The organism is Nitrososphaerota archaeon (assembly GCA_027887005.1).
GTDB lineage: Archaea > Thermoproteota > Nitrososphaeria > Nitrososphaerales > Gagatemarchaeaceae > UBA183.
In genome coordinates this window covers 309,482-334,646 of sequence record JAPCJI010000001.1, presented here as the reverse complement: position 1 = coordinate 334,646, position 25,165 = coordinate 309,482, and the positions used below count along the sequence as shown (strand labels likewise).

Genomic DNA, 25,165 nt, shown 5'->3' with positions numbered 1-25,165 from the left:
GGGTTTCGCGTTGAGGATCCTCCAGCTCCACGTAGACTTCATCGAATACGAGCCTATCAAGAAAGAAATCCCCGGAGCCGAGGAGGCGGAGAAGGGGAAGGTCAGGGAGGAGGATACGGTCGTCCTGTTCACCGCTGTGGAAAAGGGGGACGACGGAGAGGTAGCTGCGAAGGCAGTGGGGGAGCTCAAGGCCTTCCTGAAGAACCTCGGAGCGAACAGGGTGATGATCTATCCGTTCGCGCACCTGAGCAGCGACCTGGCAAGGCCTGCCGACGCCCTCCCCGTCCTCGAGGCGATGGAGAGGGAGGCGAAGAACGCCGGAATCGAGACGTCTAGGTCTCCCTTCGGCTGGAACAAGGCCTACCAGCTGAAGGTCAAAGGCCACCCCCTGGCGGAGATGTCTCGCAGTTACTCCAAGGGGGTGAAGCCCGCCCCCGAGCAGCAGAAGCCCCCCCATCCGAGGAGGGAGCTCTCCGAAGGCGAGCTCCTCGCGCGGATCAAGAAGAGCGACTTCGGAACCCTCCCCGAGACGGACCACAGGGTCATCGGCGAACGCCTCGACCTGTTCAGCTTCCAGGAGCCCTCCCCGGGTATGGTCTACTGGCATGACAAGGGGCTCACCCTGAGGAACCTGCTGGTTCAGTTCATCATGGCGGAGCTCAGGAGGCGCGGATACATCGAAGTGAGCAGCCCTGCCCTGGCCAACATGACGCTCTGGAGGGTCAGCGGTCACGACGAGCACTACAAGGAGAACATGTTCCTGACGAGCCTGGGAGAAGAAGAGCTCGGACTCAAGCCCATGAACTGCCCCTCTATCTTCCTGATCTACAAGTCGCGCAGGTGGAGCTTCAGGGAGCTCCCGGTGAGGTTCGCAGACTTCGACCCGGTCTACAGGAACGAGCTGAGCGGAGTGGCGACTGGCCTCTTCCGCGTCAAGGTCCTCTCTCAGGACGACGCCCACATCTTCGCGCCCGAGGAGAAGGCCGAGTCCGAGTTGGTGGGCCTCCTCGACCTGCTCGACAAGATGTACTCGGTCTTCGGGCTGAAGTACAAAGTGAAGATCTCAACCAGACCCGACGAGCACATGGGAAGCGTGGAGGAGTGGGAGAGGGCAACCAAGACCCTTGTCAAGGCAGTCGAGGCCAAGGGGCTGGCCTACGAAGTCAAGGACAAGGAAGGCAGTTTCTACGCACCCAAGATAGACGTGGACATCAAAGACTCGCTGGGGAGGGAATGGCAGTGCGGTACAATCCAGTTGGACCTTCAGATGCCGAAGCGGTTCAAGCTGGCCTACACCGGGTCCGATGGGAAGGAGCACGTCCCCGTGGTGATTCACCGTACGATCTACGGCTCGCTCGAGCGGTTCATCGGGATCATCTTGGAGCACTACAAGGGGGCCCTTCCGGTCTGGGTGTCGCCGGTCCAGGCGTGCGTGATTCCCCTCTCAGACGAGCACCTTGTCTACTCGCAGGAAGTCCTCTCCGAGCTCCGAGCAGCAGGCGTCAGGGCCGAAGGGTACTTTGAAAGCGGCACCATGGGGTCGAAGATACGGAACGCCCAGCTTCAGAAGATCCCCTACATGTTAGTAGTGGGGAAGAAGGAGGAGGATTCGAAGACCGTCTCCGTCAGGACCAGAGCCGGAGAGCAGGAGCAGGGGGTCAGGCTCGAGTCCTTCATCGGCCGGGTCGCCTCAGACGTTGCCGCCAACCGCTAGTGCGGCTGTCGCCCTATTCTGAGACTGGAACCTGCTGGGTCACGCAGTGGAGAGTGCCCAGCCCGTAGACGAGGCCCCTGCAGTCGATGCTGACTATCCTTCTGCCGGGGAACTCGCGCCTCAGTGTCTCCCTTGCCTCTTCGTCCTGCTCGCATCCGAAGGCGGGTACGAGCACCACCGCGTTGCCGATGTAGAAGTTGGCGTAGCTAGCTGGCAGCCTTCCGAACTGCGAATCCGCCCTTCTTGGCATCGGGAGGCTGACGACTTCAAGCTTCCTTCCATCCTGGTCGGAGGCTGACTCAAGGATGGCCCTGTTCTTGGCGAGGACTCCGTGGTTGGGGTCCTTCGCATTCTCCTCTGTCGCACAGGCGACTCGGTAGGGGCCTACGAACCTTGCGATGTCGTCGATGTGCCCGTCGGTGTCGTCCCCTTCGATGCCAGACTTCAACCAGACGATCTTGCGGCCTCCAAGGAAGTCATGTAGATACTCTTCGATCTGGGCCCTGGAGAGGGTCGGATTCCTGTTCGGATTCAGGAGGCACTGCTCCGTCGTCATGAGGGTCCCCCGTCCGTTCACTTCGACCGACCCTCCTTCCAGGACAATCCCGGGCCTGAAGACCGGAAGTCCGGCAGAGTCGGCGATCCTGTCTCCGGCGAGGCTGTCCTCCATCAGGTCGTCGTACTTCCCGCCCCAGGCGTTGAACATCCACTTGGTGAGCGCCTGACCTCGCCCACGGACGTAGATGGGGCCGTAGTCTCTGACCCACACGTCTGCGGTCCTGAACCTGTGGAACTCGATGTTGTCGATCCCAGAGAGGACGTCCGCAACCCTTCGTTCCTCGTTCAGGTCGTCAACGAGGACCCTGACCTTCTCCCCTCGCGAGAGGGCGTCGACCATGGTCGTGTAAGCAGCCTCGACCCCCGGGAGTACTTCCGGGGGGAAGGTGTCTGGATTCTTCGGCCATGACAGCCAGGTCGCTTCGTGCCTCTCCCATTCCGCGGGCATCGACCAGGTCGGGTCCATCCTGTCCATCCCTCTACTTTACAATCCGTCCGTAGGTGGCCGGCTTGCGGAGCTTCTGGAAGCCCCACCCTTCCTCCACTTCGGGCCCCAGCCCGAGGTCGCACTCGGCAATGTAGACCCCTTCCCTGTCGTCCGCCCGGACCAGTATCTTCCCGAATTGGTCGCAGACGAAAGAGCCACCCCAGAAAGTCATGTCTCCTTCGACCCCGACCCTGTTGGCCGCACAGACCACCAAGCTGTTCGCGATCGCGTGGCCCCTCTGGACCGCCTCCCAGGCTTCGTGCCAGTCACCCTCGACCGGGTCTATCCCCTTCACCCAGCCGATGGAAGTCGGATAGAAGAGCATCTGCGCGCCCATCAGCCTGTTGACCCTCGCCGCCTCGGGGAACCATTGGTCGAAGCAGATGAGAGCCCCCACCTTCCCCCGGTCGGTGTCCACCACAGTGTACCTCTTCCCCGGGGAGAAGTAGTCCTGCTCGTAATAGTGCGAGTCCTGGGGGACGTGGACCTTGCTGTACCTTCCGACCATCTTCCCCCGCTCGTCGAAGACGACGGAGGTGTTGTAGCGAGACCTTCCCCTCTTCTCGTAGATTGACCCTCCCACGAGGACCACCCTGGCTGCTTTCGCAGCCTTCGAGAGGGAGTCGGATGTGGGACCTGGGATGGTTTCGGGAGCCTGCTCCCCCCCCTTGGTCCTCGGAAAATATCGGGAATAGAACAGCTCGGGAAGGCACACGATCTGCCCGCCCCTTTCCGACGCCTCCGACACCAGGCTCGTTGCCCGGGCGATGTTGGCGTCGTAGTCGTAGGTCGCGGCCATCTGCACCAGGGCTATCTTGACACGCGACTCTGAACGATTCTGTCTCATCGGAGGAACTCGCCGGCCCGAATCCTCCATATTAACAAGACGTGAATCGCTAGCACTTCTCGAGGGGTTGCTGGATGAGGAATCCGGCGCCGGGGCCGGTGACATCGGCGACTGTCATGAAGTACTCACGTGCGGGGCCGATGTTCCTGTAGCCGCCCCTGAGCAGCCCCTCCAGGAACGGCCCGTAGGTCTTGGAGAAGTCCTCCGCAGGCCCTTTGTGCCGCGTCTCTGCCACCGCTGTCTCTGGCAGTTCCCTCGATTCCACCCTCCCTTCGGCTCTGAAGGGCTTCACGACCGGGATGCAGACCTCGCTCCTCAGCTCCGACTCTGGAGTTTCCGTCGGGTTGTCGTAGAACAGGCAGAACGGATGGCCCGCCTGTTCGATGCCCTTGGAATCGATCCACTCCTTGAGCTCTCTGATTGCCGCCGCGACCCCGGAGTAGGGACCGTTCCTCTTGATGGAGGCCACGAAGACCTTCGGACAGACTGTGAATTTGACCTCTGGTTCGGCCAAGCCCCGTTCGAAGTGAGGGCTTCCCCAGGTGCAATAAACCCGCCGCGGACGTGCAAAAATCCTTTTCCCCTGCTGTGAAACACCGAGGTGTGGGCTTTGTTCCCTCAAGCGCTGGGTTTGACCTTCCTGCAGCTCGTCACTACTCCCATCACAAATTCGACCAGCGTCACCACCGCCCAGTTCGCGACAGGTCGGCCCCTCCTCCTGACCTTCGCCTACGTAGTGGTGGCCCTGGCGGCGATCATCTTAGTCGGGACTCTGTTCGGCCGGCTGGTCGAGCGGCTGGCAAAGCGGGCGGGGGCCCCGAAGTCAGTCTCGAGTTCGGTCAGGCAGTGGGTCGCTCTCCTGATGATACTTGCCGCTGCCGCGGCCGTCACGGGCATAGCCGGAATCTCCTCCACCTACACCTCTCTGACCCTTTCTGGTATCGGAGGCCTAGCAGTCACCCTGGCCCTCCAGACCACCCTGTCCAACATAATCGCCGGGGTGCTGATGCTGAGAGATGGGGTACTTCGCCTAGGGGATGTGATCGAATTCGGGTCCACCAAGGGGGAGGTGGTGCGACTGAACATGAGGACCACCTGGGTCAGGACTGGAGAGGGCGTCATCGCCATCATCGGCAACAGCAACCTCTCGGCCGGACCCATCCTCAATCATACGGCCGGCGCACGCCTGGGGAAGAAACTCGCGGTCTAGGACCAGAAAAAGTCCAGGGTCGTCGCTCCCATTATCTCGTCGAAGCTGAAGTCCAGGGCGTCCAGCATCTGGTCGAACATCGAATGGGCGTACTCGATGTACTTGTCCGCGTCTACTTCTTCCACTTTGGCCAGCTCTACGGGCTTCACATAGGGCGGGTTCTTCGTCTTCACGTAGGCTATGATCTCCCCGGCCTTGATCTCCCTCCCCCGCGCTTCCAGCAGCTTCGCAGCCCTGACGTGCTGGGGGGTCGTCCCGTTGTACTTCTCCGTGGGCTTCCCCATCATGACGTTGAACGCCAGCTTCTCGACCGGGACCTCCTTCTTCTTGAGCTGGCCGATCATCCTGGTCAGGAGCGCCCTCGTATCGGCCCTCGCCTTCTCGAAGTCGGACTCTGTCTTGACCTGGCTGAGGATGTCCAACGCGGTGTAGAAGGTCTCCTTCAGGTACTCGGGGGTCTGAGACTTCTTCCCAGTCAGACCCTTTATGTCCGCCGTCCCGTCGGGGAGCACCCCGAAGTAGTTCTTCTTCCGGCTGCTGAACGCCACGTAGCGGTAGGTCTTGTCCAGGTCCAGTTCCACTCCCAGGTCGGCGTTCGCCCATCTCTCTACCGCTGAGACCTGCTCCTTCGAGGGGTTCTGCAGGAAGATCGAGTCCGTGTCGCTGTAGAGGACGTTGATCCCCAGCTCGCCGCACTTCTTTATGGTCTTCGTGATGGCGTCCCGCCCCAGGGCCGCGGTCGCCTCCGCGACGGGGAGGCAGTAGAACGCGAAGGTCTCGAAACCCATGCTGCCGTAGATGGCGTTGAGGAAGACCTTGAGGCCCTGGGTTACGACGTTGTACAGCTCCCTATCCTCTTTGCTTAGAGTCGCGTCCCTGGTCAGGGGCTTGTAATGGCTGACCCGTAGGTCCCTCAGGGAACCCGTGACTAGGCTGGTGATCCCCTTCCTCTTGGTGCAGACCCAGGAGGAGGTGTCGGGAACTGTGTTGGAACGGCATTCCTCGTGGACGCAGTCGACAGTCTCGTAGGACAGGTTGTGGACCTTGATCAGGCTAGGGTAGAGGCTTGCGAAGTCCAGGACCGAGACGTCGAAGAACACCCCGGGCTTCGGCTCGATCACGAGTCCTCCCTTGTACTTCTTCCCCTTGATTATCGCCTGAGATGAGGCGCCCCCCTTCTCCGCGAGCTCGTCCTGCCTGGGAATCAGTGCTCCCATCTTCCGGTGCTCGAAGAAGAGCATGCTCCGGATCCAGTTGGAGACTCCCAGCCGCGACACGTCGTTGATGGGCATCTTCCCGATCCTCGAGATGACAAGCAGGAGCTTCATCACCACCGAGCCCGCCATGGAAGTCAGCTCGTAGGTGAGCTGCGAGTCGTTCAGGCAGTAGCCTGCCAGCTCGGCCAGTGGAAGGTCGCCTATTTCGCCATCGAACTCGATCTTCGACTTGTTCAGGAGGGCCTCGGAGATGCCGTTGAGCGTGTGCTCCGAGTACCTGTTGCTGAAGGCGTAGACCTGGATCGACCGGTTCCTGAAGAACTGATAGAGGTCTATGTGAACCCCGTGCTTCAGCGACGCTGCGACTCTCTCCAACTGGATGGGGTTCTCTCCTTCCTGGATCCCGAGCCTCTCGGCCCTGTGCTGCAGGTATCGGAGGTCGAAATCGTCTCCGTTGAAGGTGATTATGATTGGGTACTCCAGGATCTTGGCCATGACCGCCCTGAGCAGCTCCGCCTCGTCTTCGAACAGCTGAACCGTGTACGGTCTCCCTCCGAGCTCCCCCGCGTCCTTGCCGCTCCGCAGGACGTAGACAGTCTGCTCGCTCTCGTTGAAGAAGGACACGGCAATCACCGGGCGCTTCGGGTCCTCGGGGTCGGGGAGGCGCGACGCTTCGTTGGCCACCTCGATGTCCAGGGCTATCCGCTTGAATTCGCAGAGCGGCTCACCAAGGAGCTGGGCCCATTCTTTCAGATACGGAGCGAATTCTGGGGGATTCCGCCTCAATAGGTCGTCGAGCGAACGCGCTACCTTCTCGGGGACAGGGTGGGCCACGGGGATCACGTTCCCCTTGGAGACCCTGTAGTAGGTCCCCATCTTCAGGCCCTTGTCATAGGCGTAGTTCTCGTAGTACTTGATGTCCGCTTCCCAGGCCTTCACCCGGTCTCTGATGCTGTCGTTCCCTCCGCCTATCGCCAGGGGGTCGGTGGTGATTATCTTCCTCATCTTCACCCGGGTATCGTTCAGGAGGTCGAGCTTCTCCTCTTCGGTAATCTCGATGACGTCCTTCCTGGCCCTGATCTCCCCCAGCTCATCCAGCCCCAGCCTCGTGTAGCAGTAGGGCCGGTGCCGAGTGTTGTCCTTCCAGAGCCAAAACCTTCCCGACTTCTGGTCGTAGAACTTCAGGACGGCAAGGCGTAGGTCCCCGTCGTAGGTGGCCGAGGCAAGGAGGGATTCGTCAAGCTCGGTGACGGGCCTAGTCAGCTCCGCAAGCTGCTTCGCTAGGTTCTTGCTCTGGGCGACCGATTGCATAGTGAAATCAGCTGGTTTGCCATCCAGGGCTCAACCCAGATAAGGCTACCGCGCCCCCTAGCTTTCCACTCGCACAATTTATATCGAGACCAAGGGGCGCATGCGCAGATGTCCCGGATTCTGGACGCACTCAGGGTGAATGTTGCCTATGCATTCTTGGCCGTGGGAGTGGTCTGGCTCACGGTCGCCTACCTCTCGAGCTGGTTCGTGCTTTGGCCAGTGTTCACCTGCCTCGTAGCCGGAATCCTGCTCCGGGTCCGTCCGACAACGAGGCTGACCTGGGCCTGGGCCACGGCCTCGGCCGTCCTCGGGCTCCTCCTCTCAGGATACGCGGCCTATGCCAACGTCCCTCTGGTGGGCGGGCCTTTCTCCACAATCGCAGAGCTGTCCCTGGCGGGGTTTGGGGCCTTCGCGGTGGTGCACTTTCTCATCCTCTACGCGGCCTACTCTCCGAAGGTCCCCGAAGCCTAGATCAGTTCTGACCCGGACAGGCGCCTCAGGTAGTAGACTGAGTATCCGCTGATCACGAACAGGGCTGCGAACGCCCTGGTCGCAAAGACCAGGTTCCAGGGGACGGGGTAGGAGCTGATTATCACGTCGGGGTTGCACGGTGTGTGTGCTATTATCGAGTTGGCGCAGGCGATAGAGTAGGTCGACCCCCAGAGCATGAAATTGTAGAGAACCTCGTAGGCCGAGGAGAAGGCGACGACGAATCCGAAGAGCTGAAGGAACGAGAGGAGGGCAGGGGGCCATCGCATGATCCTTTCCTGCCAGATTCTCAGTCCGGCGTAGAAGAACGCGATGCAGGCCACGCTGAAGTAGGTGACGGGCTGGGCAAAGTACGGCGAGATGGGCCAGTAGACGTCGACCAGGGTCTGCCCGACGGGCAACTTGGTCCCATAGGAAGCGACGACGCCGTAGGTGGCGACCACCAGGATGGTGACGAAGGAGAGCCAGGTGACTACTCTGAAGACTCGTCTGGTTCCCGGAGTAAGCGTAGGCCCCGTGGCCAATTCGGCATGCGCGACCCCGAGTCTGCTTTAAGGGTTCGCGGCCCTAGCGTCTCCCTCGGTTGGGGCGAGGGCGAGGCGAGCAAGGAGCAGCTGGAAGGGGAGCTCGAGGTACCAGGGCGAAAAGTCGTTGGGGAGGATGAAGGTCGCCGCCAGGAGGAAGATGGAGCCGTTCAGCAACGCAGAGGGGAATGACTTCGTTCTGTAGAGCAGTAGCGCGAGGACCATGAGGAGTATCGCAGCCTTGACTGCGAACCCCACTTGGGCGCCAAAGAAGGTCATGGAGATGCCGCTTATGGTGGGGTTCACGTTCAATCCAAAGGGCTCAGGGGTGACGAGCGACTGAACAGGCCGCCCGAATTCGAAAAAGACGGTGTCATGGATGAAGGCTGCGGGGCTCCAAACAAGGAAGGGCGCTACCATGGCGGCCGCCGTCACCAACCCCAACGCCGCCTGGCGGAGGCGCCTTCCTTTCAGGTAGATCAGCAGGAAAAACGGATAGAAGATCCAGACGAACTGGCTCGAGGCGAGTGATGCGCCCACGAACAGAGCGGAAGCGTAGGGTTTTCCCTTGACTTCGAGCATCAACGCGAGGCCGAGGAACGCCATGGCTACCAGCGTGTCGTTGGGGTACCAGGTCGAAAAGAGCACAGTCGCGGGGAAAAGAAGGAAAGCCCCAGCGGCGAAAGTCGCCCACTTGCCACCCATGTATAACAGTGCGAAGCCGACGAGGAGGTCGCAGGCTATCAAGCCGAGGCGCACGTCCCCGGCCACCCCGAACGGGGCCAGGAACAGGAGTACCCCCGGAAGGTATGCGAACGAATTCTGGGCCCCGGGGGTCTGGAGGCCGGACGGGACGGTGAAGTTGTGGCCGTAGGGGTCAGCCCCTGAGAACAGGGCCTGGATTGCCTGGGCGTCGTAGTAGTAGATGTCGGGGATGTAGGCGAAAGGCAAGGCCACCAGAAACAGCCTTGCCCCGACAGCGACCAGGAAGATGACCGCGAGCGTCTTCCACGATGGCCTTCTCATCACGCGCGGGATGAGGACAGCTTCATGACTTTCAAATAGTCTTGCTCTGTGGGGCAGTCGGGGAATTTGGACTTCATCCCGATCAACGTGCCCATCCTGGGCGAGGAGGAGAAGGCTTCAGTCCTGTCTGTGCTTGAAAGCGGGAAGCTCACCGACGCGTCCTACGAGGGGGGCAAGTACGTGAAGGAGTTCGAGGCCAAGGTGCGGAGGCTCCTAGGGGTGAAGCACGTCGTCGCGGTGAACTCGGGGACAGCCGCGCTGCACTCGAGCCTCCTGGCGCTTGGGGTCAAGGCTGGGGACGAAGTGGTCATTCCATCGTTCACTTTTGTGGCGACCGCGAACGTGGTGCTCGCGTGCGGGGCGAAGCCCGTCTTCGTGGACACGAAGAAGGACTATAACTTGGACCCGGTCCTTTTCAGGAGGGCGATCACGAAGCGAACGAGGGCTGTGATACCCGTACACCTCTACGGCTACCCGGCAGACATGGACGAGATCAATGAGACTGCGGCGACCCACTCCATCAGCGTGGTCGAAGACGCAGCGGAATCCCTTGGTGCGGAGTACAAGGGCAAGCAGACAGGAACGCTGTCAGACGCGGGTTGCTTCAGCATGTACGCCACCAAGGTGGCGACCTCCGGCGAAGGGGGAGCGGTCTCCACGAACAGCGACGAGATGGAGGAAAAGCTCCGGCTTGTGAGGAACCACGGCATGGTCCACGGCTATGACACCAGGCACCTGGGTTTCAACTACCGGATGCCCGAGATCCCAGCGGCAATCGCTTCGTCCCAGATGGACAAGCTCGCGGGGTTCTTGAAAGCACGAGCACGAAACGCGAAGCTCCTCGGGCAGGAAATCTCCATGGTCGAAGGGTCTGAGTTCACCCAGGACGCCCTTGACAGGACCCACGCGTACTATCTGTACACCTTGCGCCTCAGGAAGAACAGGGACAAGGTCCTCAAGAGGCTCAACGAAGCGGGCATCGGGGCTGCAGTCTACTTCAAGCTCCCGGTCCACAAGACACCGCTGTACGTCCGGCTCGGCTATGGCAGAAGGACCCTCAGGAACACTGAGGAGGCCTCGAACCACGTCCTCTCCCTCCCTGTCCATCCTAGGCTCGGCCCCGAAGAGATCAAACGAGTCGCCGGGTCGTTCATCGCTGCAACCCGCGGCCTCCTCTAGGAGATCGCGTCTATGGCATCGCCGCAGGGGATTTGTGTCGTGGTGCCAACCTACAATGAGAAGGAGAACGTCCCGAAGCTGGTCGACGAGGTAAGGAATTGCGCGATACAAGGGCTCAGTTTGCTGTTCGTCGATGACTCGAGCCCGGACGGGACGTCGGAACTCGTGCGGGGGATCTCCTCTCGGGAACCCTGGGTGAGGCTCCTCGTCCGTACTGAGAAGAGAGGGATCGGGAGCGCGTACCAGGACGGGTTCAAAGAAGCAATCTCAACCCTGGCCCCAGAGATCATCGTCGAGATGGACGCGGACCTCCAGCACCCACCCTCGGCCATCGCCGAGCTGGTCAAGACTGTAAGGGGCGGGGCCGATGTCGCAGTAGGCTCGAGGTACATCGCAGGCGGTTCGGTTTCAGGATGGAACTTCTGGAGGAGGGTCGTCAGCAAGGGAGCGAACGGGTATGCGAGGACATTGCTCGGCCTCCCGGTCAGGGACTCGACGTCAGGCTTCCGGGCCTACGGGGCGAAGGCAGCCGCCGAAGTGGCGAACACCCCCCTGCCTGCCAAGGGATTCGAGTTTCAGGTAGCATCCCTCCAACTTCTGAAAACGAACATGAGAATCGTCGAGGTCCCGTACACCTTCTCCGCAAGAGCTCTAGGAAAGTCCAAACTAGGACTTCGGGACATGCTGAGGTTCTTTGTCGCGGTCCTCAGGATCGCGCTTAGTTGAAGCCGAGCACACACATCCGGAGCAAGGCAAATATACGACGAGAACCTCAGGTGCGTTGAATTGTCAGTAGAGACACCAAAAGAACAGCCTGCGAAGGTGTTCGCCAGCGCGGTGTACGAGTGCGTCAGGTGCGGAACTCGGACCACCCAGGAGGAGCTTTCGAAGCTTCCTGAGGTCAAATGCATATGCGGCTACCGGGTATTCAGAAAGGCGAGGCCGTCGGTGGTCAAGCAGATCAAGGCCGTCTAGACCGTATTCCAGGGTCGACCCGGTTGATTCGACAATCGCCTATCAATACAATGCTTATTTGCCTAATCATTTAACTACGGGATGAAGCTGGCACGATAAATTCTCCCATGCACGTGATGAGAAGCAAGCAGCCTTCAGCAATCTTGGGCTACGGAGCCTACATCCCCTACTACAGACTCCCTACGACGGAGATCGCAAGGGTCTGGAAGGGGGGAGGCTCTGGCCCCAACATCGAGAAGGCGGTCGCTTCCATGGACGAAGACACGGTCACCATGGCGATTGAGGCTTCGAAGCAGGCAGTGAAGATGTCGGGCGTGGAGAAGCTTGGCGCGGTCTTCGTCGGCACCGAGTCCAAGCCCTACGCGGTCAAGCCTACCAGCACCATGGTCGCCCAGGCCCTCGGACAGCATCACACTCTAGCCGCCGACTTGGAGTTTGCCTGCAAGGCGGGGACGGAAGCGATTCAGGTCATCTCCGGTCTGGTGGGCTCCGGGATGATCGAGGCTGGTCTGGCCGTGGGGATGGACACCGCTCAGGGGCGTCCCGGGGACGACCTCGAGTACACGGCTGCAAGCGGCGGGGCGGCCTACGTCATCGGCAGGAAGAGCAAGAAGGCCGTAGCCGTGATCGACTGCAGCACATCCTTCGTGTCCGACACGGGCGACTTTTGGCGCAGGTCGCACGAGAAGTACCCCAGGCATCTTTCGAGATTCACTGGGGAGCCCGCCTACTTCTTCCACATCGAGAGCGCGGTGAACACCCTCTTCGAGGAAACAGGGCACAAGGCCTCCGATTTCACCTACGCGGTCTTCCACCAGCCCAACCCTCGGTTCCCAGTGGAGGTGGCGACGCGGCTGGGGTTCACCCTGGAGCAGATCAAGACCGGGCTCCTCAACCCTATGATCGGCAACACCTACGCCGGCAGCTCTCCCATTGGCCTCGCGGCCGTCCTCGACGAAGCGAAACCGGGGGACAAGATCCTGCTCGCTAGCTTCGGCTCAGGCGCAGGGTCGGACGCCTTCTGCATCGAGGTCCTGGACGGCATCACGAAGGCAAGAAAAGGGAATCAGACGGTGAAGTCGCTGATGAATCACAGTTTGAAGATAGACTACTCCATCTACAGTAAATTCAGAGACAAACTGCACAAGTAGGAGAAAAGTTGGCGAAATCCAAGGTCTACATTGCCTCAGCGGGCCTTACAAAGATAGGCGACCACTGGGGAAAGTCCCTGCCAGACCTCGCAGTGGAGGCATCTCGCATGGCCCTAAAGGGAGCACCCAGGGTCAAACCTCAGCAGATCCTCGTCGGCAATATGTTCAGCGCCATCGGGGCCGGACAGGAGCACCTGGGCGCCCTGCTCGCAAGCGCGCTCGGTCTCTCGGGCATCCCAGCGTTCAAGGTCGAAGCCGCCTGCTCGTCTGGTGGGTCGGCGTTCAATCTCGGCTATTCTCTCGTGAAGTGTGGGGCCATCGACTCGGCCCTGGTAGTCGGGGTCGAGAAGATGAGGGACCTGGAACCCGAGGAGGTCTCCCAGGCCCTGTCGATGGCAGAATCCGCTGAATACACGCAGTTCGTGGGGGCCACCTTCGCAGCCCTTAACGGACTTCTTGCAAGGTACTACATGGAGCAGATGAACGTTTCCCGGGACGAGTTGAGCTCCATCCCGGTCATCGACCACGCCAACGCAGTCACTGCGGAGCACGCCCAGTTCAGGAAGGCCATCACTGCAGACGTGGTAAGCCGCTCATCAATGATCGCCGATCCCCTGAGGCTCTTCGACTGCGCCCCGGTCGGGGACGGGGCCGCCGCCGTCCTCCTGGTCAACGAGAAGGCAGCCTCAGGTGCAAGGAAAGCTATGACCGAGGTCCTGGGAGGCCAGGTTTCCACAGCAGAATTCAGCCTGTACGAGAGGGACGACATGCTCGATTTCAAAGCCACCAGGCACGCATTCAGGGGCGCGATGCAGCGGGCCGGGCTTTCTCCCAAGAAGCTCGACCTCCTCGAAGTGCACGACGCATTCTCGGTGGTGGGCGCGCTTTCGCTCGAGGCCATGGGCTTCTCGAAGAAGGGCATGGGGGCGCGGGACGCGAAGGAAGGGAAATACAGCAGAGGGTCGGACCTGCCCATCAACACATTTGGAGGGCTCAAGGCGCGGGGACATCCAGTCGGCGCCACGGGCATGTATCAGATAGTCGAAGCTCACATGCAGCTGACCGACCGCGCAGGGGAGAACCAGGTCGAGGGTGCTCGGTACGCGGCGACTCAAAACATCGGAGGGGTCGACTCCACGAGCGCTGTTCATGTCTTCGGGAGGGCGTCCTAGTTGACCATCCAGTCCTGGCGGCTGCGCGACAGATACTACCGGCTCCTCGGGAGCAAATGCGAAGACTGTGGCGACGAGTTCTTCCCCCCCGTTTATCGTTGCAGGGGGTGCGGGTCCGAGCGTGTGAAGGACAAGCAGATGCCCCAGACTGGAAAGATCATCACCTACACGAAGCTCCACGAGACACTCCCAGGGTTTGAAGCCCAGGCGCCATTCTTCCTTGCTTTGGTGAGGCTGGAAAACGGGGCGAAGGTCCTCACCCAGCTAGTCGACTCGCCGGACGAACTTGTGAAGACCGGCGCGAAGGTCAGGGCCACAGTCAGACGGGCCAGGGTTGACGGGGAGTCGGGGCAGATCACCTACGGATACAAGTTTATCGTCGCCAGTTGAGTGTAACGGTCAATCTGGCCGATACATACTCGGACGCTCGAGAAGGATGGGATTTCTCCCCTTTGCCGAGATCTTCCAAGTGGCCGCTATTGGAAGACCACGTAGATCGACGCCGCCGATCCGCTCTGGAATGTGGCGCAGAAGACGAAAGAGCTGCCCGTGAGCCCTTCCTCATCAAGTAGCGCGACGGCTTTGGGTGGAACAGGATTACTCGGGGAAACCGGAACCCCGCCATACAGAAACGACTGGTTCGGGATTGTGCCCACGCCTATCGTTTCGATGATTATTGATGTAATGGGACTCGCCCCGGAGTTCTTCAGTGCGACGGTGACATGAATTGGGTTGTAACAAAATGTATTGTTATTCAGTAACCCAACGGTTGTGCAAACGCGATTCAGAACAATCTCTAACGAAGCTGAAGTGAGATTGAGGCCCCCAGGCGATGGGATTGCCGCAGCGACTTTGGGATACACTTTCATGTCCACAATCGGTGCATTGTTGCTGTTCGGTGTCACAAAGAACCCGCAGCTGGTACCTTCAGTGAGATTCTCTCCCAAGTTCGTTCTTAGGACGACAGACTGGTTGGTTGCTACGGGGCCCCAAGCTTGTTCATCATGCGAGGGCGCACACAAGAAGCCAGTCCCAAAGGCCAGTACATCGTAGCCTCCTGCGCGATAAGTGACCACCAGCGATCCGTTTGTTAAAAGGTAAGCATTCTCCACTGTCCCTATGACGGTTGCAGTGCGAGTGCCGTTGATGTTGTTGAATGCCGTAGTGGTTTGCAGTGTTGATGTCGTTCGCGCGAAGAAGCTCGCACCAACAAGGACCCCACTGACGGCGCTTACTACGCAAAGCAGGACCACGGTTACGGATAACCTTAGCGAGAACCTTCCAGCCACCTCAATCAATCTTGTACCCCCCTGCGCCAAGTGAGGGCCGTTCGATAAGCTTAACGGGGTTCTTCCAGCGACAAGGTGTCTCTGTCTTCGTGACCTTCTGAAATCTCCTCTTTGCCAATGTTCTAAAGTCCGGGATTGGCGCGAAGTACGTAGATTCAGATCTCTTGACCCTCAGTAGATTCGCTTGTTTGAACGTCTATACGGCTACAAGTCTATCGTAGAGTAGGCAGAATCAATCCCAGAAAGCGGCGCGCGAGCGAATTGAGACCCGTCTAGCATATATCCAGTCAACTCCGACCGAAGGGCGACAATGTCCTTCGAAGACGTGACCCGCCTCGCCCAGCAGAAGGGCTTCTTCTTCAAGTCCGCAGACAGCTACCCAAACTCTCCTGCAGGCTTCTGGGACTACGGGCCCCTGGGCGTGGCCATGAGGAACAACCTGGTCGAGCTCTGGCGGAGGACGATTGTCAAGCGAGACGGCATGCTGGAGATCGACGGTTCCCAGATCCTCCCGAAGGCGGTCTTCGAAGCCTCAGGTCACCTTGCCAGCTTCACGGACCCCTTCGTCAAGTGTCCGAAGTGCGGTTCCGTCTTCAGGCCCGACAAGCTCATCGAGGACAAGACGAAGAAGCCGGTCCCCGAGAAGCTCCAGGACTCGGATTACGATTCGATGATGGAAAAGGCCGGAGTCAGGTGCCTGAAGTGCGGGGCCCCCCTGTCCGGCACCAGCAGGTTCAACATGATGTTCAGGGTCGGCATCGGCCCGGTCCAGGAGGAGGCCTACCTGCGGCCCGAAACCTGCCAGAGCATATTCGTCGACTTCCCTCTTCTGCACAAGACTCAGCGGGTGAAGCTCCCCTTCGGCGTGGCCCAGTTCGGGAGGAGCTTCCGGAACGAGATCGCGCCCAGGCAGGGGTTGCTCCGCATGCGCGAGCTCAACCAGGCCGAGGTGGAGGTCTTCTTCAACCCGAACCGAGCCGGCGTTCCTCGGCCCTGGTCCGCCGGGGACAGGGAGATGTCCCTGATGAGCCCCGACGGCTCCCTCCACAGGGTCAAGGTCTCCGAGGCCGTTGCAAAGGGCCTCCTGCCCAATGCGCTGGTCGGCCACTACCTATCTCTCCTTCTCGGCTTCTACGAGGCGGCAGGCCTTCCGATGGAGAAGCTCCGCTTTAGGATCCTTTCAGAGGAGGACAGAGCATTCTATTCCAAGGCTGCCTTCGACCTGGAGGTCGAACTCTCGGTGGGATGGCTAGAACTTGTGGCCTGCAACTACCGAGGTGACTACGACCTGAGCCGACATGCTGCCGTGAGCGGGACAAACTTCACCGTAGACGACGAGGGGGAGAAGGTCCTTCCGCACGTCTTCGAGATGTCCATGGGAGTGGACAGGAGCCTCTACGCAGTCCTCGAGAGCTCCATGAGAGCAGAGGGGGACAGGACCTGGCTGATCCTGAGGTCCTACATCTCTCCCTACAAGGCAGGGGTCTTTCCGCTGGTCAACAAGGACGGGCTCGAGGAAGAGGCCCTCCGCATCACAGACGAGCTCCAAAACACCTTGGATGTGTTCTACGACCGCACGGGCTCGATCGGGAAGCGCTACGCAAGGGCTGACGACATAGGCGTGCCGTACTGCATCACCGTGGACTATCAGACCCTGGCTGACAAGACTGTGACCCTGAGAGTCAGAGATGACCGGAGCCAGCAGAGGTTCCCCGTCGCCGAACTGCCTGCGAGGTTGGCGGCGCTCTGCGCTTACCCTAGACGGCCGGCATCACAGCCAGAACCACCAGCATAGAGACGAGCGCTCCCGCCACCGTCGCCAGCAGGTTCACCAGGTTGTTCTCGATGAACCCGATTCCCCCGGTCAACCTGGTCGCTTCCCCGCAGTGGTTCAGGGCCTCGGTGGGCTTCAGGCAGATGGCGCAGTGTCCGCGTCGCTGGACTGTCGCCCCGAGGTAGCTGTCGAAGAACGCTCCGAATATCCCTCCTACGACGCAAACGACCATCACTGACAGCCCAATCGTGAGCACCCCTAGGAAGAGCGCCATGAGCCCGATGACGACAGATGCCAGAACCGCGGCCAAAGCCCCGAGAAACGATACCCCGCCGGAAGTCCCCGGCGTCACGCTCTTCCTTAGATTCGTGACGAGCCTCGGCCTGCTGCGGCTCAGGAGCCCCAGCTCGGTGGCAGCGGTGTCGGCGGCTGAAGTGGAAACGGCCCCCAGGAAGAGCCCGGCAAGGAGCGGAGATGGGCTGAAGAAGTTGAAAACTGCGAAAACCGACGCCGCACCGCCGTTTGCAAGTATGTTCGGCCAGTTCCTTGCCCCTCCCTTCTCCTGGGCGCTGCCAAGCCTGCGCTTGTACCCGTACTTGTAGAGAGTGAAGACCACGCCGAGGATGAAGAACACCGCCACGATGAAGAACCACGAGGCACCGCCTCCGTACACTATCGCCAACCCGACCCCGACGCTCGCGAGGAAACCCCTGGAGTCCAGGGTGTTGAGAAGTATCGCGGCAAGGGCGACTCCTATCACGACTGAGAATTCGACCGAGCCTGTGACAAGGTTCAGCAAAGTATCCCGCATCCCCGCCCCTTGCTGTAGATAACCTTGCGGACGGCAGACCCGTCTCCGAGTCTTTCGCGGAAATATATACGCGCCCAGGGCCTCGACCCTGATGGCTAGGATACTCTACGGGATCAGCCCAATCGGCCTCGGCCACGCTACGAGGTCTCTGGTCGTCGCGAGGGCCCTCTCCTCTGCCGGCCACGACGTCAAACTCTTCTCGGGAGGAAAGGCAGCCGAGTTCATCAGGTCCCAGGGATTGATGGCGGAAGACATCGTCTCCGACCCTTCTCTAGAGATAGTCGGAGGAGAGATGAAGAGAGCTTCCCTGTGGTACCTACGTTCGTGGGCCGCGCTGAGGGGCACCAAGAGCCAGACCGAGAAGCTATTCGATTCCTATCGGCCAGACCTGGTAGTCTGCGACGAGGAGTTCTCGGGGATAACCGTGGCCATGGAGAAGGGGTGCAAGACCGCCTTCATTTCTGACGAGCTCGAACTGGGATTCGCTCGCGGATGGCTGGCACGGACCATCGAGAGGCGTGTCGAGGGATGGTATCGGAACCTCCAAGCCTCGGTGGACGTCCTGGTCATCCCCGAATCGGGAGAGGACTCGGGGAACAGGCGCTACGTCGGACCGATAGTCAGGGAGGTGATTGCGACCGCGATTCAGACCAGGGCGAGTCACGCTCTCCCGACGAAGGGGAGGATGGTGCTGCTCAGCATGAGCGGGAGCGGCCTGGGAGAGTTCCTTCTCCGCGAGACCGTCGACGTAATGAAACGAGGAGCTGTTCCGGGCGCGTTCTTGGCGATATCCGGAAACAGGGGGAAGGCAGCACAGGGCGACCACATGTTCGACCTCGGCATCGTTTCAGACAACCAGAACCTGGTCGCCTGCGCCGACCTCGTGGTCTCCACCGCGGGAAAGAGCACCATTGACGAAGCGGCCAGCGCCGGAACACCCATCATCGTCATTCCAATCAAACATCACGCCGAGCAGGAGAGGAACGCGGCCGCCCTCGGCTACTCTCCAGAGAGCCTGGGCAACCTCGCAGGGCTGATGAACGAGAAAATCGGGAAGCGGGAGCCCCCACGGAAGTTCCTGGGAGTGGAAACAATCTCCCGCTTGTTGATTTCTATGCTCTAGTCCCTAGACGAACCTGTTGATCAGCATGAAGATGCCGAACAACAGTGTAGGGATATCGTCCGCAAGGTCTTCAGCTGTGGTCTCTCCTGTTAGCCCTGCCAGAGTCACTATCGCCAGTACGAGGAGGATTACGGCGAGCACCGAGAGTATGTTGTTCACCATCTGCAGGTCCTTGGTGGACGATTTCTTCCACCAGGCCAGCAGGACGATGACCGCGACAACAACAAGTGCGATGTCGATGTAGTTGTCGACCACGTGGATGAAGGTGTCCCCTTCTGACGAGAGAGTCTGGACTATGGCGACGCCGAAGAAGATCCAGAAGAAGCCGAACACTCGGCGCCTTCCGGCCTGCTTTTGCCAGTCCTTGTCGGACGTCGTTGAAGCTGAGCTTTCGTTGCCCATTTTCGCACTGGTTTGCCAGTTTTTCTATTTAAGTCTGGGCAGAGGGTTCGATCGCCCGCAAGGATGAGATGAGCTCCTCCACGGTGAGTGCCTCCGACAGCGCGAATACGAGGCCCTCCCTTCGGGCAAGGTCCACCGCGAGGGGGTCGACCTCCTTGGGCCCGTGAATGACCACCACCCTAGGCTTGAGCTGCGAGACGCGGATGGCCACCAGGGGGCTCCGCCCCATCCCCACCTTCGTGAAAATGAGAGCTCTCTCCGTAGTCGCACCGAAGATTCTGTAGAAGTCGAAACCAGATAGAGCGTAAATCGTCTTGATCGAGTCGACCACCGTGTACCCGTAGAGCTTGACCGCCTTCTCGTCCCCCACCAGGACCTTCGCATCGAGTGCCTTCAGGATCCTTGATGCCTCGACCGGGGAACGGAATTCACCGATGGAGAGTATCGCTTCGTCCTTCTCGTCCGCGACGAGCTTGGGTATCACCCGCTCCTTCCCCGCGTCCAGCCTGACAAGCGCCTCTACGTACTTCCTCACGAACTGGACCCCCGGTGACGGCCTCCTTCCGCTCTCGTAGTCGCTCAGGACCGACGGGGACATCCTCAGGGCCCTGGCCAGCACGACCTGCTTTATTCCCAGCTTCGCCCTCCACGCCTTCATGGCCCGGCCCGGGTCTGCGCTCGCGACAACGTCCCCCGAGATTTGGGCCAGTGCGTTGCCCTTGCCGGACTCCTCCATGGAATTTGGCGCTTGGCGAATGTTATTTTAAGCGTTTGACGATATAGGCTTCTCGAATAGTGACCCGATGCTCAATGCAGGATGAGCAGTATTTCCGCGCCGGAAGCTTGGGCTGTCTGGATCCTGTCATTACCTCCTCGTCAGGGTGGGTTCTTTTCATAAAGACGATTCGCCTTGGTAGCGAGGGGGAAGACGGTTTCCTCCTCCTGCTCATGATGCTGCCTTAGCTCCCTGACAAAGATCCCGATTTCTCTGCGACCCACCTTCTCAGGGAGAGTAGCCAGGTTCGCCAATGTGCGCTCGTAGAACTCCACAATCTTTCGATGATACCTCAGAATCATGATCGAATCGCCCGAGTCGACCTTGAACTCCCACATTATGACTCTCATTAACCTCGCTTCCTCTTCGACCGCATGTCTGAGCAGGGTCAGCTTGATCGTGTTCAGCTTCTTAATCGCAACCGCTAGGTCACCTCTCTTGCTCAGCCGTTCGACTTGCTTCAGCTCTAGGTCGAGCTTCCTGTGCTCCGACTTCAGCCTGGCTATCACCTTCGGAAGAGGTTCGTCGTAGTCCAGAGTGTAGGTCATTCCTCGCCGATGAACGGCGGTGGCGAAACGTATAAGGTGATTGACGATTCCCTCCTTGGGAGAGTGAACTTGTCGAATGTTCTTAGCTCTCGGGCCTCGCGACCAGGTGAGTAGCAATGGGGGCAGAACCAGCCAGCACCTCGAAAGGATTGATGCCCGGCCATAAGGGGAATGTCGCTTCTCTCGTTTCCTATCAGCCGGGGTCAGTAGTAAGCCGCACGATTATCAGCAACAGCGCTGGCACGGTAACGCTCTTCGCGTTCGACGAGGGTGAAGGACTGAGCGAGCACGTAGCTCCCTACGACGCGCTACTGCATCTTCTTGAAGGTGAAGCCGAGGTCACCATTTCGGGGAAGATGAATCGATTAGACCAGGGAGAAGCAATCGTCCTTCCCGCCGGGAAACCTCATGCGGTCAAAGCATCGAAGAGATTCAAGATGCTGCTGACAATGATTAGGTCGCGATGAGGGATCTATCGGCGACTCTTCTGGCATAGACGATTTTGGACGGCGCTTCTCTTGATTCTTCGTAGGCCATTAGATGACCTAAGGAAAACGTTTGACGAACATTCCTCAGCCACCCTGTGGTCAAACCCACTTTTCCAACCGCGAGACATGGTCCCTCAGGAGAACCAGGGACCCCTCGACGCTCGCTTTCTGGCGGGGGATGCCAAGCTCCCGGAGAAGTCGTGCGCTCAGGAGCCCCTCCTTTTCCGCCGCCAACACGCTCATCAGCATGGGGCTCTTGGCCCTCCTCTTGCCCTCTGACTCTTCCCTCCAGGCTATGGCCATCAGTGCCTTGAGGACCTCCTGGCCCAAGAACGAGTAGGCCTCTGCGTGGTCGATCAACCTGCTCAGCTCTGCCGCCTTGCTCCGGACGATGTCGAGCCGCTCCTTGGTCCAGGCAGAGTGGCTGGCTCCCCCTCCCCCCTGCGCCCTCCCGAGCACATCATGGAGGACCTCCAGCGCCTCCAGCCTTGCGGAACAGCTCGCCCTCGACGCCTTCTCCAACCCTGCGCCCCTCGAGAAGGCCTCGAAGTTCTTGGCCAGACCCTTCGATTGGCTCTTGAGCTGGCCGAGGAGGTGGCTCGGCGCCGGCATCCGCTCCCTCGAGTACAACAGGGCGTAGGCGAAATCATAGGACGCGGAGAGGAGCCAGAAGTCGGCGTCCGGCACCAGTCCCTTGGACAGCGCGTCGTCCACCCTCCCCAGGGCCTTCAGCGAAGAACCGAGCCGGGCCCTGGAACTCCGTCGAGACGAGTTGGCCAGCAGAGCAGAGTTGGAAGCAAAGCTCGTCGAAAGAACGAGCGAAGCATCCTTGACCGCTATCGCGTTTGCCATCGAGACCGCGTGCTCGGGGTTCGATGGCCTCATGACCTCCTTCTCATCTATGAAGTACAGGTCGACATGGACCCCGCTGACCCGGGTAGAGCGGGGAGGCCGCTTCTCCGGCGTCACCACGATCACGTCGAATTCGCAGGAGCCTCGCTCCAGGCCCAGGGACCGGCATCCGGTCAGGGCGACCGCCGAGCTCCTGTACATGTCCAGCAACGGCCTCAGCAGCTGCGTGGACGGGGGATGCCTTAGTTTCAACGCCGCGCGACCCTCCCAAGGCTCATGTTGATTTTCTTCGAATCTCGACCACTTCCTTCCAATATCAATGCTGATTCCATACGATTACCAGCAGGAATTGTATAAGGGGAGGAACAATGCAATATTTCGCCACAAAGCATATATACTTCCTCCAGGCGCACTTTCTTGTAAAGATTTCGCTAGTGGTGATTTTGTCAACAGACAAGGACTTCTCTAGAGTGGTTAGGGTGCAGAAAGCCCTCGACAAGTGCCCTAGATGCGGGAAGGGCCCAATGTTGGTAGACTCAGCGGGAGGCGAGCTCTTCTGCGGCTCCTGTGGTTTCGTGGTCAAGGAGAAGATCGAGGAGACCGGCCCTGAGTGGAGGGCCTTCTCGAAGGAGGAGAAGGACGACAGGAGCAGGGGCGGGCTCCCCACTTCCATAGCCATGCACGACATGGGCCTCGCGACGGTAATTGGCGGGATGAACAAGGACGCCTCTGGCAAGTCCCTGTCTTCTTCGATGAAGGCAACGGTCGACAGACTCCGGACCTGGGACTCCCGCAGCCAGGTACACGAGCCCGTGGACAGAAACCTGCGGCAGGCCTTCAGCGAGCTCGACAGGCTTTCCGACAAGCTCTCGGTTTCAGACGCCGTGGTGGAGAAGGCAGCCTACATCTACAGGAAGGCGCTCGAGCGCGGGCTGGTGAGGGGCAGGTCAATCTCGGCGATCATTGCTGCGTCCCTCTACGCCGCTTGCAGAGACACCCAGACCCCGAGGACGCTCAAGGACCTCGCCGCCGTCAGCAACGTCAAGAAGAAGGACATCGCAAGGTGCTACCGGCTCCTCATCAAGGAAATGGACATCAAAATGCCGGTGGTCGACCCAGCCAAGTGCGTCTCCAGGATTGCCTCGAAAGCCGGGCTTTCGGAGAAGACGAAGAGGCGGGCCCTCGAGATCTTGAGGAGGGCAGAAGAGACCCGCATTACCGCAGGGAAGGACCCCATGGGGCTCGCCGCGGCCGCGCTCTACGTCGCGTGCACCCTTGAAGGCGAAGACAAGACCCAGAAGGACGTTGCTGAGGCCGCGGGGGTCACGGAAGTCACAATCAGGAACAGGTACAAGGGGCTGAGGTCTGCCCTCGGAATCTGAAGACGACTAGTCCTCTCTGACCAATCGTTCCTTTCTTACCTGGGACAGCCTGTCCATCGGGAACACCTTCGGGAAGTTCTCCGTCAGGATCTTCATGTAAATGTCAGTCTCCTCGTCGTTCATGAACTGGAACATGTACTTCCCGATGTACGGGGCAGGTTCTCCCTCCCTTCGCATGAACTCGATGTGAATCAGGGGGTCGCCCTGCTTGATCGTGATGGGGGTCCTCTCGTTGCTGAGGTTCACCAGTTCGAGCGCCAGCCTGCCCACGAAGCCGCTGTGGACCTTCACCGAATTGAGGAACGACAGCCCAAGCCTCCCGAACTTGCTCTTGGAAGTCAGGTGCGCCACGCAGTCAGGCGGGGTGAACACGATCTCCCTCGAGATCATGTTCTGATGCTCCAGATAGTGGAGCGTCCTGTCCTCCCTCACGGTGAGCACGTAACCGTCCCCGTCAAACGCAACGTCCTGGCTGGGGTAGATGGACTTGTACTTCGCGACCATCTCCTTCACTATCGAAACTCCTAGAACTGTCATCGCGCTCGCCGACCGACCATCCGCAACGGGGCTTAAGAACCTCCGACCAGGGCGACGGCTCTCGCCCTGTTGACCATCAACCTCCTCACCCCCAGATACGCGACAACGATTATGCACGCGATCCCGAAGAGGGAAAGGCCGACGGAGAAGACCGCATCGGGGACGCTCGTGGACGTGAATGGGATGCCGTAGGCCCCCTGGGCGTAGAACGCGAAGGCGCTGCCGAGGTAGTCTACCCCCCAGTGTCCCAGCACTGCCACGTGGAACCCGTACCTGATGTACAGGTACCCCAGGACGACTCCACCGTAGATAGCCTCAGGCAGCTTGCCCAGGTCCCAGCCGCCACCTCCGCAGACGACGTGGCACGCCCCGAAGACCCCAGAGCTCAACGCCCAGGCCGCCACTATCAGCAGCACAGCCAAGCTGTACCTCGGGAGTCCTTCGTAGGCGATGGAGGGCCTCCAGAGGGACCTGAGAGCGACCCGGTTAGACCGCCAGAAGGAAACGGCGAAGGCCACGGCGCCGATTATCAGCACCCTGAACCCAAACTCTTCGCGGAGAGGGGCCAATGTGAACCCGATGAATGCCTGGAGAGGGTCAATGCCGGAGAAGGGATTCCCAATTGGGGGCCCGAAGGCCGATGTAATGTTGATCACGATGGAAGCAGTATAGATGAAGAAGCCAATCGCGATCAGGGTGACAAGACCCGCATTTGCGAAGAATTCACCGACACCGTTCCTGAGCGCGGCTGCAATGGTCTCGAGAGCACCCCTCCCCTGCGTCAATGCGAAGACAAACATCGCTACGTAGACCGCGGACGCTGCGAGGAATGCGACCCCGACTGACGTCTGGAAGGGGAGGAGCAAAGCGACCGGCCCCAGCCAAAGATAGGGGGTCCCGAGGGAGGCTGCCGTCGTAGAATTCGAGAGGTGTGTGAAGAAGACCGTGTAGACCCCGATGGGGAAGGACACGATGACGAGTATGGCAGCGTAAAGCAACAGGGCGAGGAAGACCCAGGCGGCGATGCGCCCGAGTACTACCTTCGCGCTCACTACTTCGGAATCGGGGATTATCTGTTCCGTCGTCAACTTCCGGGCTCCTTCCCCGGCTTCTGGATTCCCTCCTCGATGAACACCGTCCCACGGTATCCGCACTTCGGGCAGTAGTAGTCCTGGGGGACCAGCCACCCGCCGAGTTCGCTTCCCGACTCAAGTGGGCTGAGGCACCTTGGGCAGAGCCTTCTGACAGGCCTCAAGGGGCTCCTCCGGGTGAACCTGGGTCCTTCTCCGCTTTCGTCCCCTGGCGGCTCCAAATCTGGAACGTG

The 25,165-nt window shown here is 60.0% G+C and carries 28 protein-coding genes; 13 read left to right on the top strand and 15 right to left on the bottom strand.

Annotated features, from left to right (window positions below; all coding sequences use genetic code 11):
* The first annotated feature begins 10 nt into the window (after window positions 1-10).
* Window positions 11-1,714: a threonine--tRNA ligase gene (gene thrS, locus OK438_01640; GenBank protein MDA4124143.1), complete on the top strand. Its 1,704-nt coding sequence runs from the start codon at window positions 11-13 to the stop codon at window positions 1,712-1,714.
* 13 nt (window positions 1,715-1,727) lie between these two features.
* Here the strand turns inward: thrS and OK438_01635 are convergent, their stop codons facing one another.
* The 3 genes from OK438_01635 to OK438_01625 are packed head-to-tail and all read right to left on the bottom strand — an operon-like array spanning window position 1,728 to window position 4,120.
* A complete protein-coding gene (locus tag OK438_01635; GenBank protein MDA4124142.1) occupies window positions 1,728-2,738 on the bottom strand; it encodes an agmatine deiminase family protein in 1,011 nt (336 codons plus the stop codon).
* A 13-nt stretch (window positions 2,739-2,751) separates the two neighbouring features.
* Complete coding sequence (locus tag OK438_01630) at window positions 2,752-3,606, bottom strand: acyltransferase (GenBank protein ID MDA4124141.1); 855 nt, start codon at window positions 3,604-3,606, stop codon at window positions 2,752-2,754.
* 49 nt (window positions 3,607-3,655) lie between these two features.
* Complete coding sequence (locus OK438_01625) at window positions 3,656-4,120, bottom strand: GyrI-like domain-containing protein (GenBank protein ID MDA4124140.1); 465 nt, start codon at window positions 4,118-4,120, stop codon at window positions 3,656-3,658.
* Window positions 4,121-4,216: 96 nt separating this feature from the next.
* On the opposite strand from OK438_01625, the gene OK438_01620 reads away from it, so the two are divergent.
* A complete protein-coding gene (locus OK438_01620) occupies window positions 4,217-4,816 on the top strand; it encodes a mechanosensitive ion channel family protein (GenBank protein ID MDA4124139.1) in 600 nt (199 codons plus the stop codon).
* Here OK438_01620 and OK438_01615 read toward each other — a convergent pair.
* On the bottom strand, window positions 4,813-7,344 hold the full coding sequence (locus OK438_01615; protein MDA4124138.1) for a DNA-directed DNA polymerase I: 2,532 nt from the start codon (window positions 7,342-7,344) through the stop codon (window positions 4,813-4,815). The two genes, OK438_01620 and OK438_01615, sit on opposite strands and share 4 nt — an antisense overlap.
* A 108-nt stretch (window positions 7,345-7,452) precedes the next feature.
* On the opposite strand from OK438_01615, the gene OK438_01610 reads away from it, so the two are divergent.
* Window positions 7,453-7,815: a hypothetical protein gene (locus OK438_01610; protein ID MDA4124137.1), complete on the top strand. Its 363-nt coding sequence runs from the start codon at window positions 7,453-7,455 to the stop codon at window positions 7,813-7,815.
* On the opposite strand, the gene OK438_01605 is transcribed toward OK438_01610, so the two are convergent.
* Both OK438_01605 and OK438_01600 read right to left on the bottom strand, forming a co-directional pair.
* The gene (locus OK438_01605; GenBank protein MDA4124136.1) at window positions 7,812-8,357 is read right to left on the bottom strand and encodes a hypothetical protein; all 546 of its coding nucleotides are present in this window, start codon (window positions 8,355-8,357) and stop codon (window positions 7,812-7,814) included. The two genes, OK438_01610 and OK438_01605, sit on opposite strands and share 4 nt — an antisense overlap.
* A 27-nt stretch (window positions 8,358-8,384) precedes the next feature.
* A complete protein-coding gene (locus OK438_01600) occupies window positions 8,385-9,383 on the bottom strand; it encodes a hypothetical protein (GenBank protein ID MDA4124135.1) in 999 nt (332 codons plus the stop codon).
* Window positions 9,384-9,449: 66 nt separating this feature from the next.
* Between OK438_01600 and OK438_01595 the strand changes: the two genes are divergently transcribed.
* The 6 genes from OK438_01595 (at window position 9,450) to OK438_01570 (ending at window position 14,250) form a co-directional block, all read left to right on the top strand.
* Complete coding sequence (locus OK438_01595) at window positions 9,450-10,562, top strand: DegT/DnrJ/EryC1/StrS family aminotransferase (protein ID MDA4124134.1); 1,113 nt, start codon at window positions 9,450-9,452, stop codon at window positions 10,560-10,562.
* Window positions 10,563-10,574: 12 nt separating this feature from the next.
* Window positions 10,575-11,288 carry a polyprenol monophosphomannose synthase gene (locus OK438_01590; GenBank protein MDA4124133.1) on the top strand — a complete coding sequence of 238 codons (714 nt, stop codon included), beginning with the start codon at window positions 10,575-10,577 and terminating at the stop codon, window positions 11,286-11,288.
* A gap of 60 nt (window positions 11,289-11,348) precedes the next feature.
* Window positions 11,349-11,537: an RNA polymerase Rbp10 gene (locus OK438_01585; GenBank protein ID MDA4124132.1), complete on the top strand. Its 189-nt coding sequence runs from the start codon at window positions 11,349-11,351 to the stop codon at window positions 11,535-11,537.
* Between the two features lie 107 nt (window positions 11,538-11,644).
* The gene (locus tag OK438_01580; protein MDA4124131.1) at window positions 11,645-12,688 is read left to right on the top strand and encodes a hydroxymethylglutaryl-CoA synthase; all 1,044 of its coding nucleotides are present in this window, start codon (window positions 11,645-11,647) and stop codon (window positions 12,686-12,688) included.
* Between the two features lie 8 nt (window positions 12,689-12,696).
* A complete protein-coding gene (locus OK438_01575; protein MDA4124130.1) occupies window positions 12,697-13,860 on the top strand; it encodes a thiolase domain-containing protein in 1,164 nt (387 codons plus the stop codon).
* A complete protein-coding gene (locus OK438_01570) occupies window positions 13,861-14,250 on the top strand; it encodes a Zn-ribbon domain-containing OB-fold protein (GenBank protein MDA4124129.1) in 390 nt (129 codons plus the stop codon).
* A gap of 86 nt (window positions 14,251-14,336) precedes the next feature.
* Here the strand turns inward: OK438_01570 and OK438_01565 are convergent, their stop codons facing one another.
* Entirely contained in the window at window positions 14,337-15,158 is an 822-nt protein-coding gene (locus tag OK438_01565) for a hypothetical protein (GenBank protein ID MDA4124128.1), read from the bottom strand.
* Between the two features lie 301 nt (window positions 15,159-15,459).
* On the opposite strand from OK438_01565, the gene OK438_01560 reads away from it, so the two are divergent.
* Window positions 15,460-16,944, top strand: a complete 1,485-nt coding sequence (locus tag OK438_01560; protein MDA4124127.1) for a glycine--tRNA ligase — start codon at window positions 15,460-15,462, stop codon at window positions 16,942-16,944.
* Here OK438_01560 and OK438_01555 read toward each other — a convergent pair.
* On the bottom strand, window positions 16,907-17,722 hold the full coding sequence (locus tag OK438_01555; protein ID MDA4124126.1) for a DUF92 domain-containing protein: 816 nt from the start codon (window positions 17,720-17,722) through the stop codon (window positions 16,907-16,909). The two genes, OK438_01560 and OK438_01555, sit on opposite strands and share 38 nt — an antisense overlap.
* Before the next feature lie 103 nt (window positions 17,723-17,825).
* Between OK438_01555 and OK438_01550 the strand changes: the two genes are divergently transcribed.
* Window positions 17,826-18,857 carry a hypothetical protein gene (locus OK438_01550; protein MDA4124125.1) on the top strand — a complete coding sequence of 344 codons (1,032 nt, stop codon included), beginning with the start codon at window positions 17,826-17,828 and terminating at the stop codon, window positions 18,855-18,857.
* Window positions 18,858-18,860: 3 nt separating this feature from the next.
* Here the strand turns inward: OK438_01550 and OK438_01545 are convergent, their stop codons facing one another.
* The 3 genes from OK438_01545 to OK438_01535 form a co-directional block, all read right to left on the bottom strand.
* Window positions 18,861-19,259: a hypothetical protein gene (locus OK438_01545; GenBank protein ID MDA4124124.1), complete on the bottom strand. Its 399-nt coding sequence runs from the start codon at window positions 19,257-19,259 to the stop codon at window positions 18,861-18,863.
* Window positions 19,260-19,287: 28 nt separating this feature from the next.
* Window positions 19,288-19,995 (bottom strand): helix-turn-helix domain-containing protein, encoded by a 708-nt coding sequence (locus OK438_01540; protein ID MDA4124123.1) that lies wholly within the window; start codon window positions 19,993-19,995, stop codon window positions 19,288-19,290.
* A gap of 140 nt (window positions 19,996-20,135) precedes the next feature.
* A complete protein-coding gene (locus OK438_01535; GenBank protein MDA4124122.1) occupies window positions 20,136-20,582 on the bottom strand; it encodes a hypothetical protein in 447 nt (148 codons plus the stop codon).
* A gap of 116 nt (window positions 20,583-20,698) precedes the next feature.
* Between OK438_01535 and OK438_01530 the strand changes: the two genes are divergently transcribed.
* Window positions 20,699-21,049 carry a cupin domain-containing protein gene (locus tag OK438_01530; GenBank protein ID MDA4124121.1) on the top strand — a complete coding sequence of 117 codons (351 nt, stop codon included), beginning with the start codon at window positions 20,699-20,701 and terminating at the stop codon, window positions 21,047-21,049.
* Between the two features lie 120 nt (window positions 21,050-21,169).
* On the opposite strand, the gene OK438_01525 is transcribed toward OK438_01530, so the two are convergent.
* Complete coding sequence (locus OK438_01525) at window positions 21,170-22,174, bottom strand: hypothetical protein (protein MDA4124120.1); 1,005 nt, start codon at window positions 22,172-22,174, stop codon at window positions 21,170-21,172.
* 116 nt (window positions 22,175-22,290) lie between these two features.
* On the opposite strand from OK438_01525, the gene OK438_01520 reads away from it, so the two are divergent.
* Window positions 22,291-23,304, top strand: a complete 1,014-nt coding sequence (locus OK438_01520; protein MDA4124119.1) for a transcription initiation factor IIB — start codon at window positions 22,291-22,293, stop codon at window positions 23,302-23,304.
* 6 nt (window positions 23,305-23,310) lie between these two features.
* Here the strand turns inward: OK438_01520 and OK438_01515 are convergent, their stop codons facing one another.
* From OK438_01515 to OK438_01505, 3 genes are read right to left on the bottom strand one after another with little or no spacing between them, the layout of a single operon-like run.
* A complete protein-coding gene (locus OK438_01515; GenBank protein ID MDA4124118.1) occupies window positions 23,311-23,841 on the bottom strand; it encodes a hypothetical protein in 531 nt (176 codons plus the stop codon).
* A gap of 32 nt (window positions 23,842-23,873) precedes the next feature.
* Entirely contained in the window at window positions 23,874-24,929 is a 1,056-nt protein-coding gene (locus tag OK438_01510) for a CPBP family glutamic-type intramembrane protease (protein ID MDA4124117.1), read from the bottom strand.
* Window positions 24,926-25,153, bottom strand: coding sequence for a hypothetical protein (locus OK438_01505; GenBank protein MDA4124116.1), 228 nt, complete (start codon window positions 25,151-25,153; stop codon window positions 24,926-24,928). The genes OK438_01510 and OK438_01505 overlap by 4 nt, the downstream gene beginning before the upstream one ends.
* Window positions 25,154-25,165 lie beyond the last annotated feature (12 nt).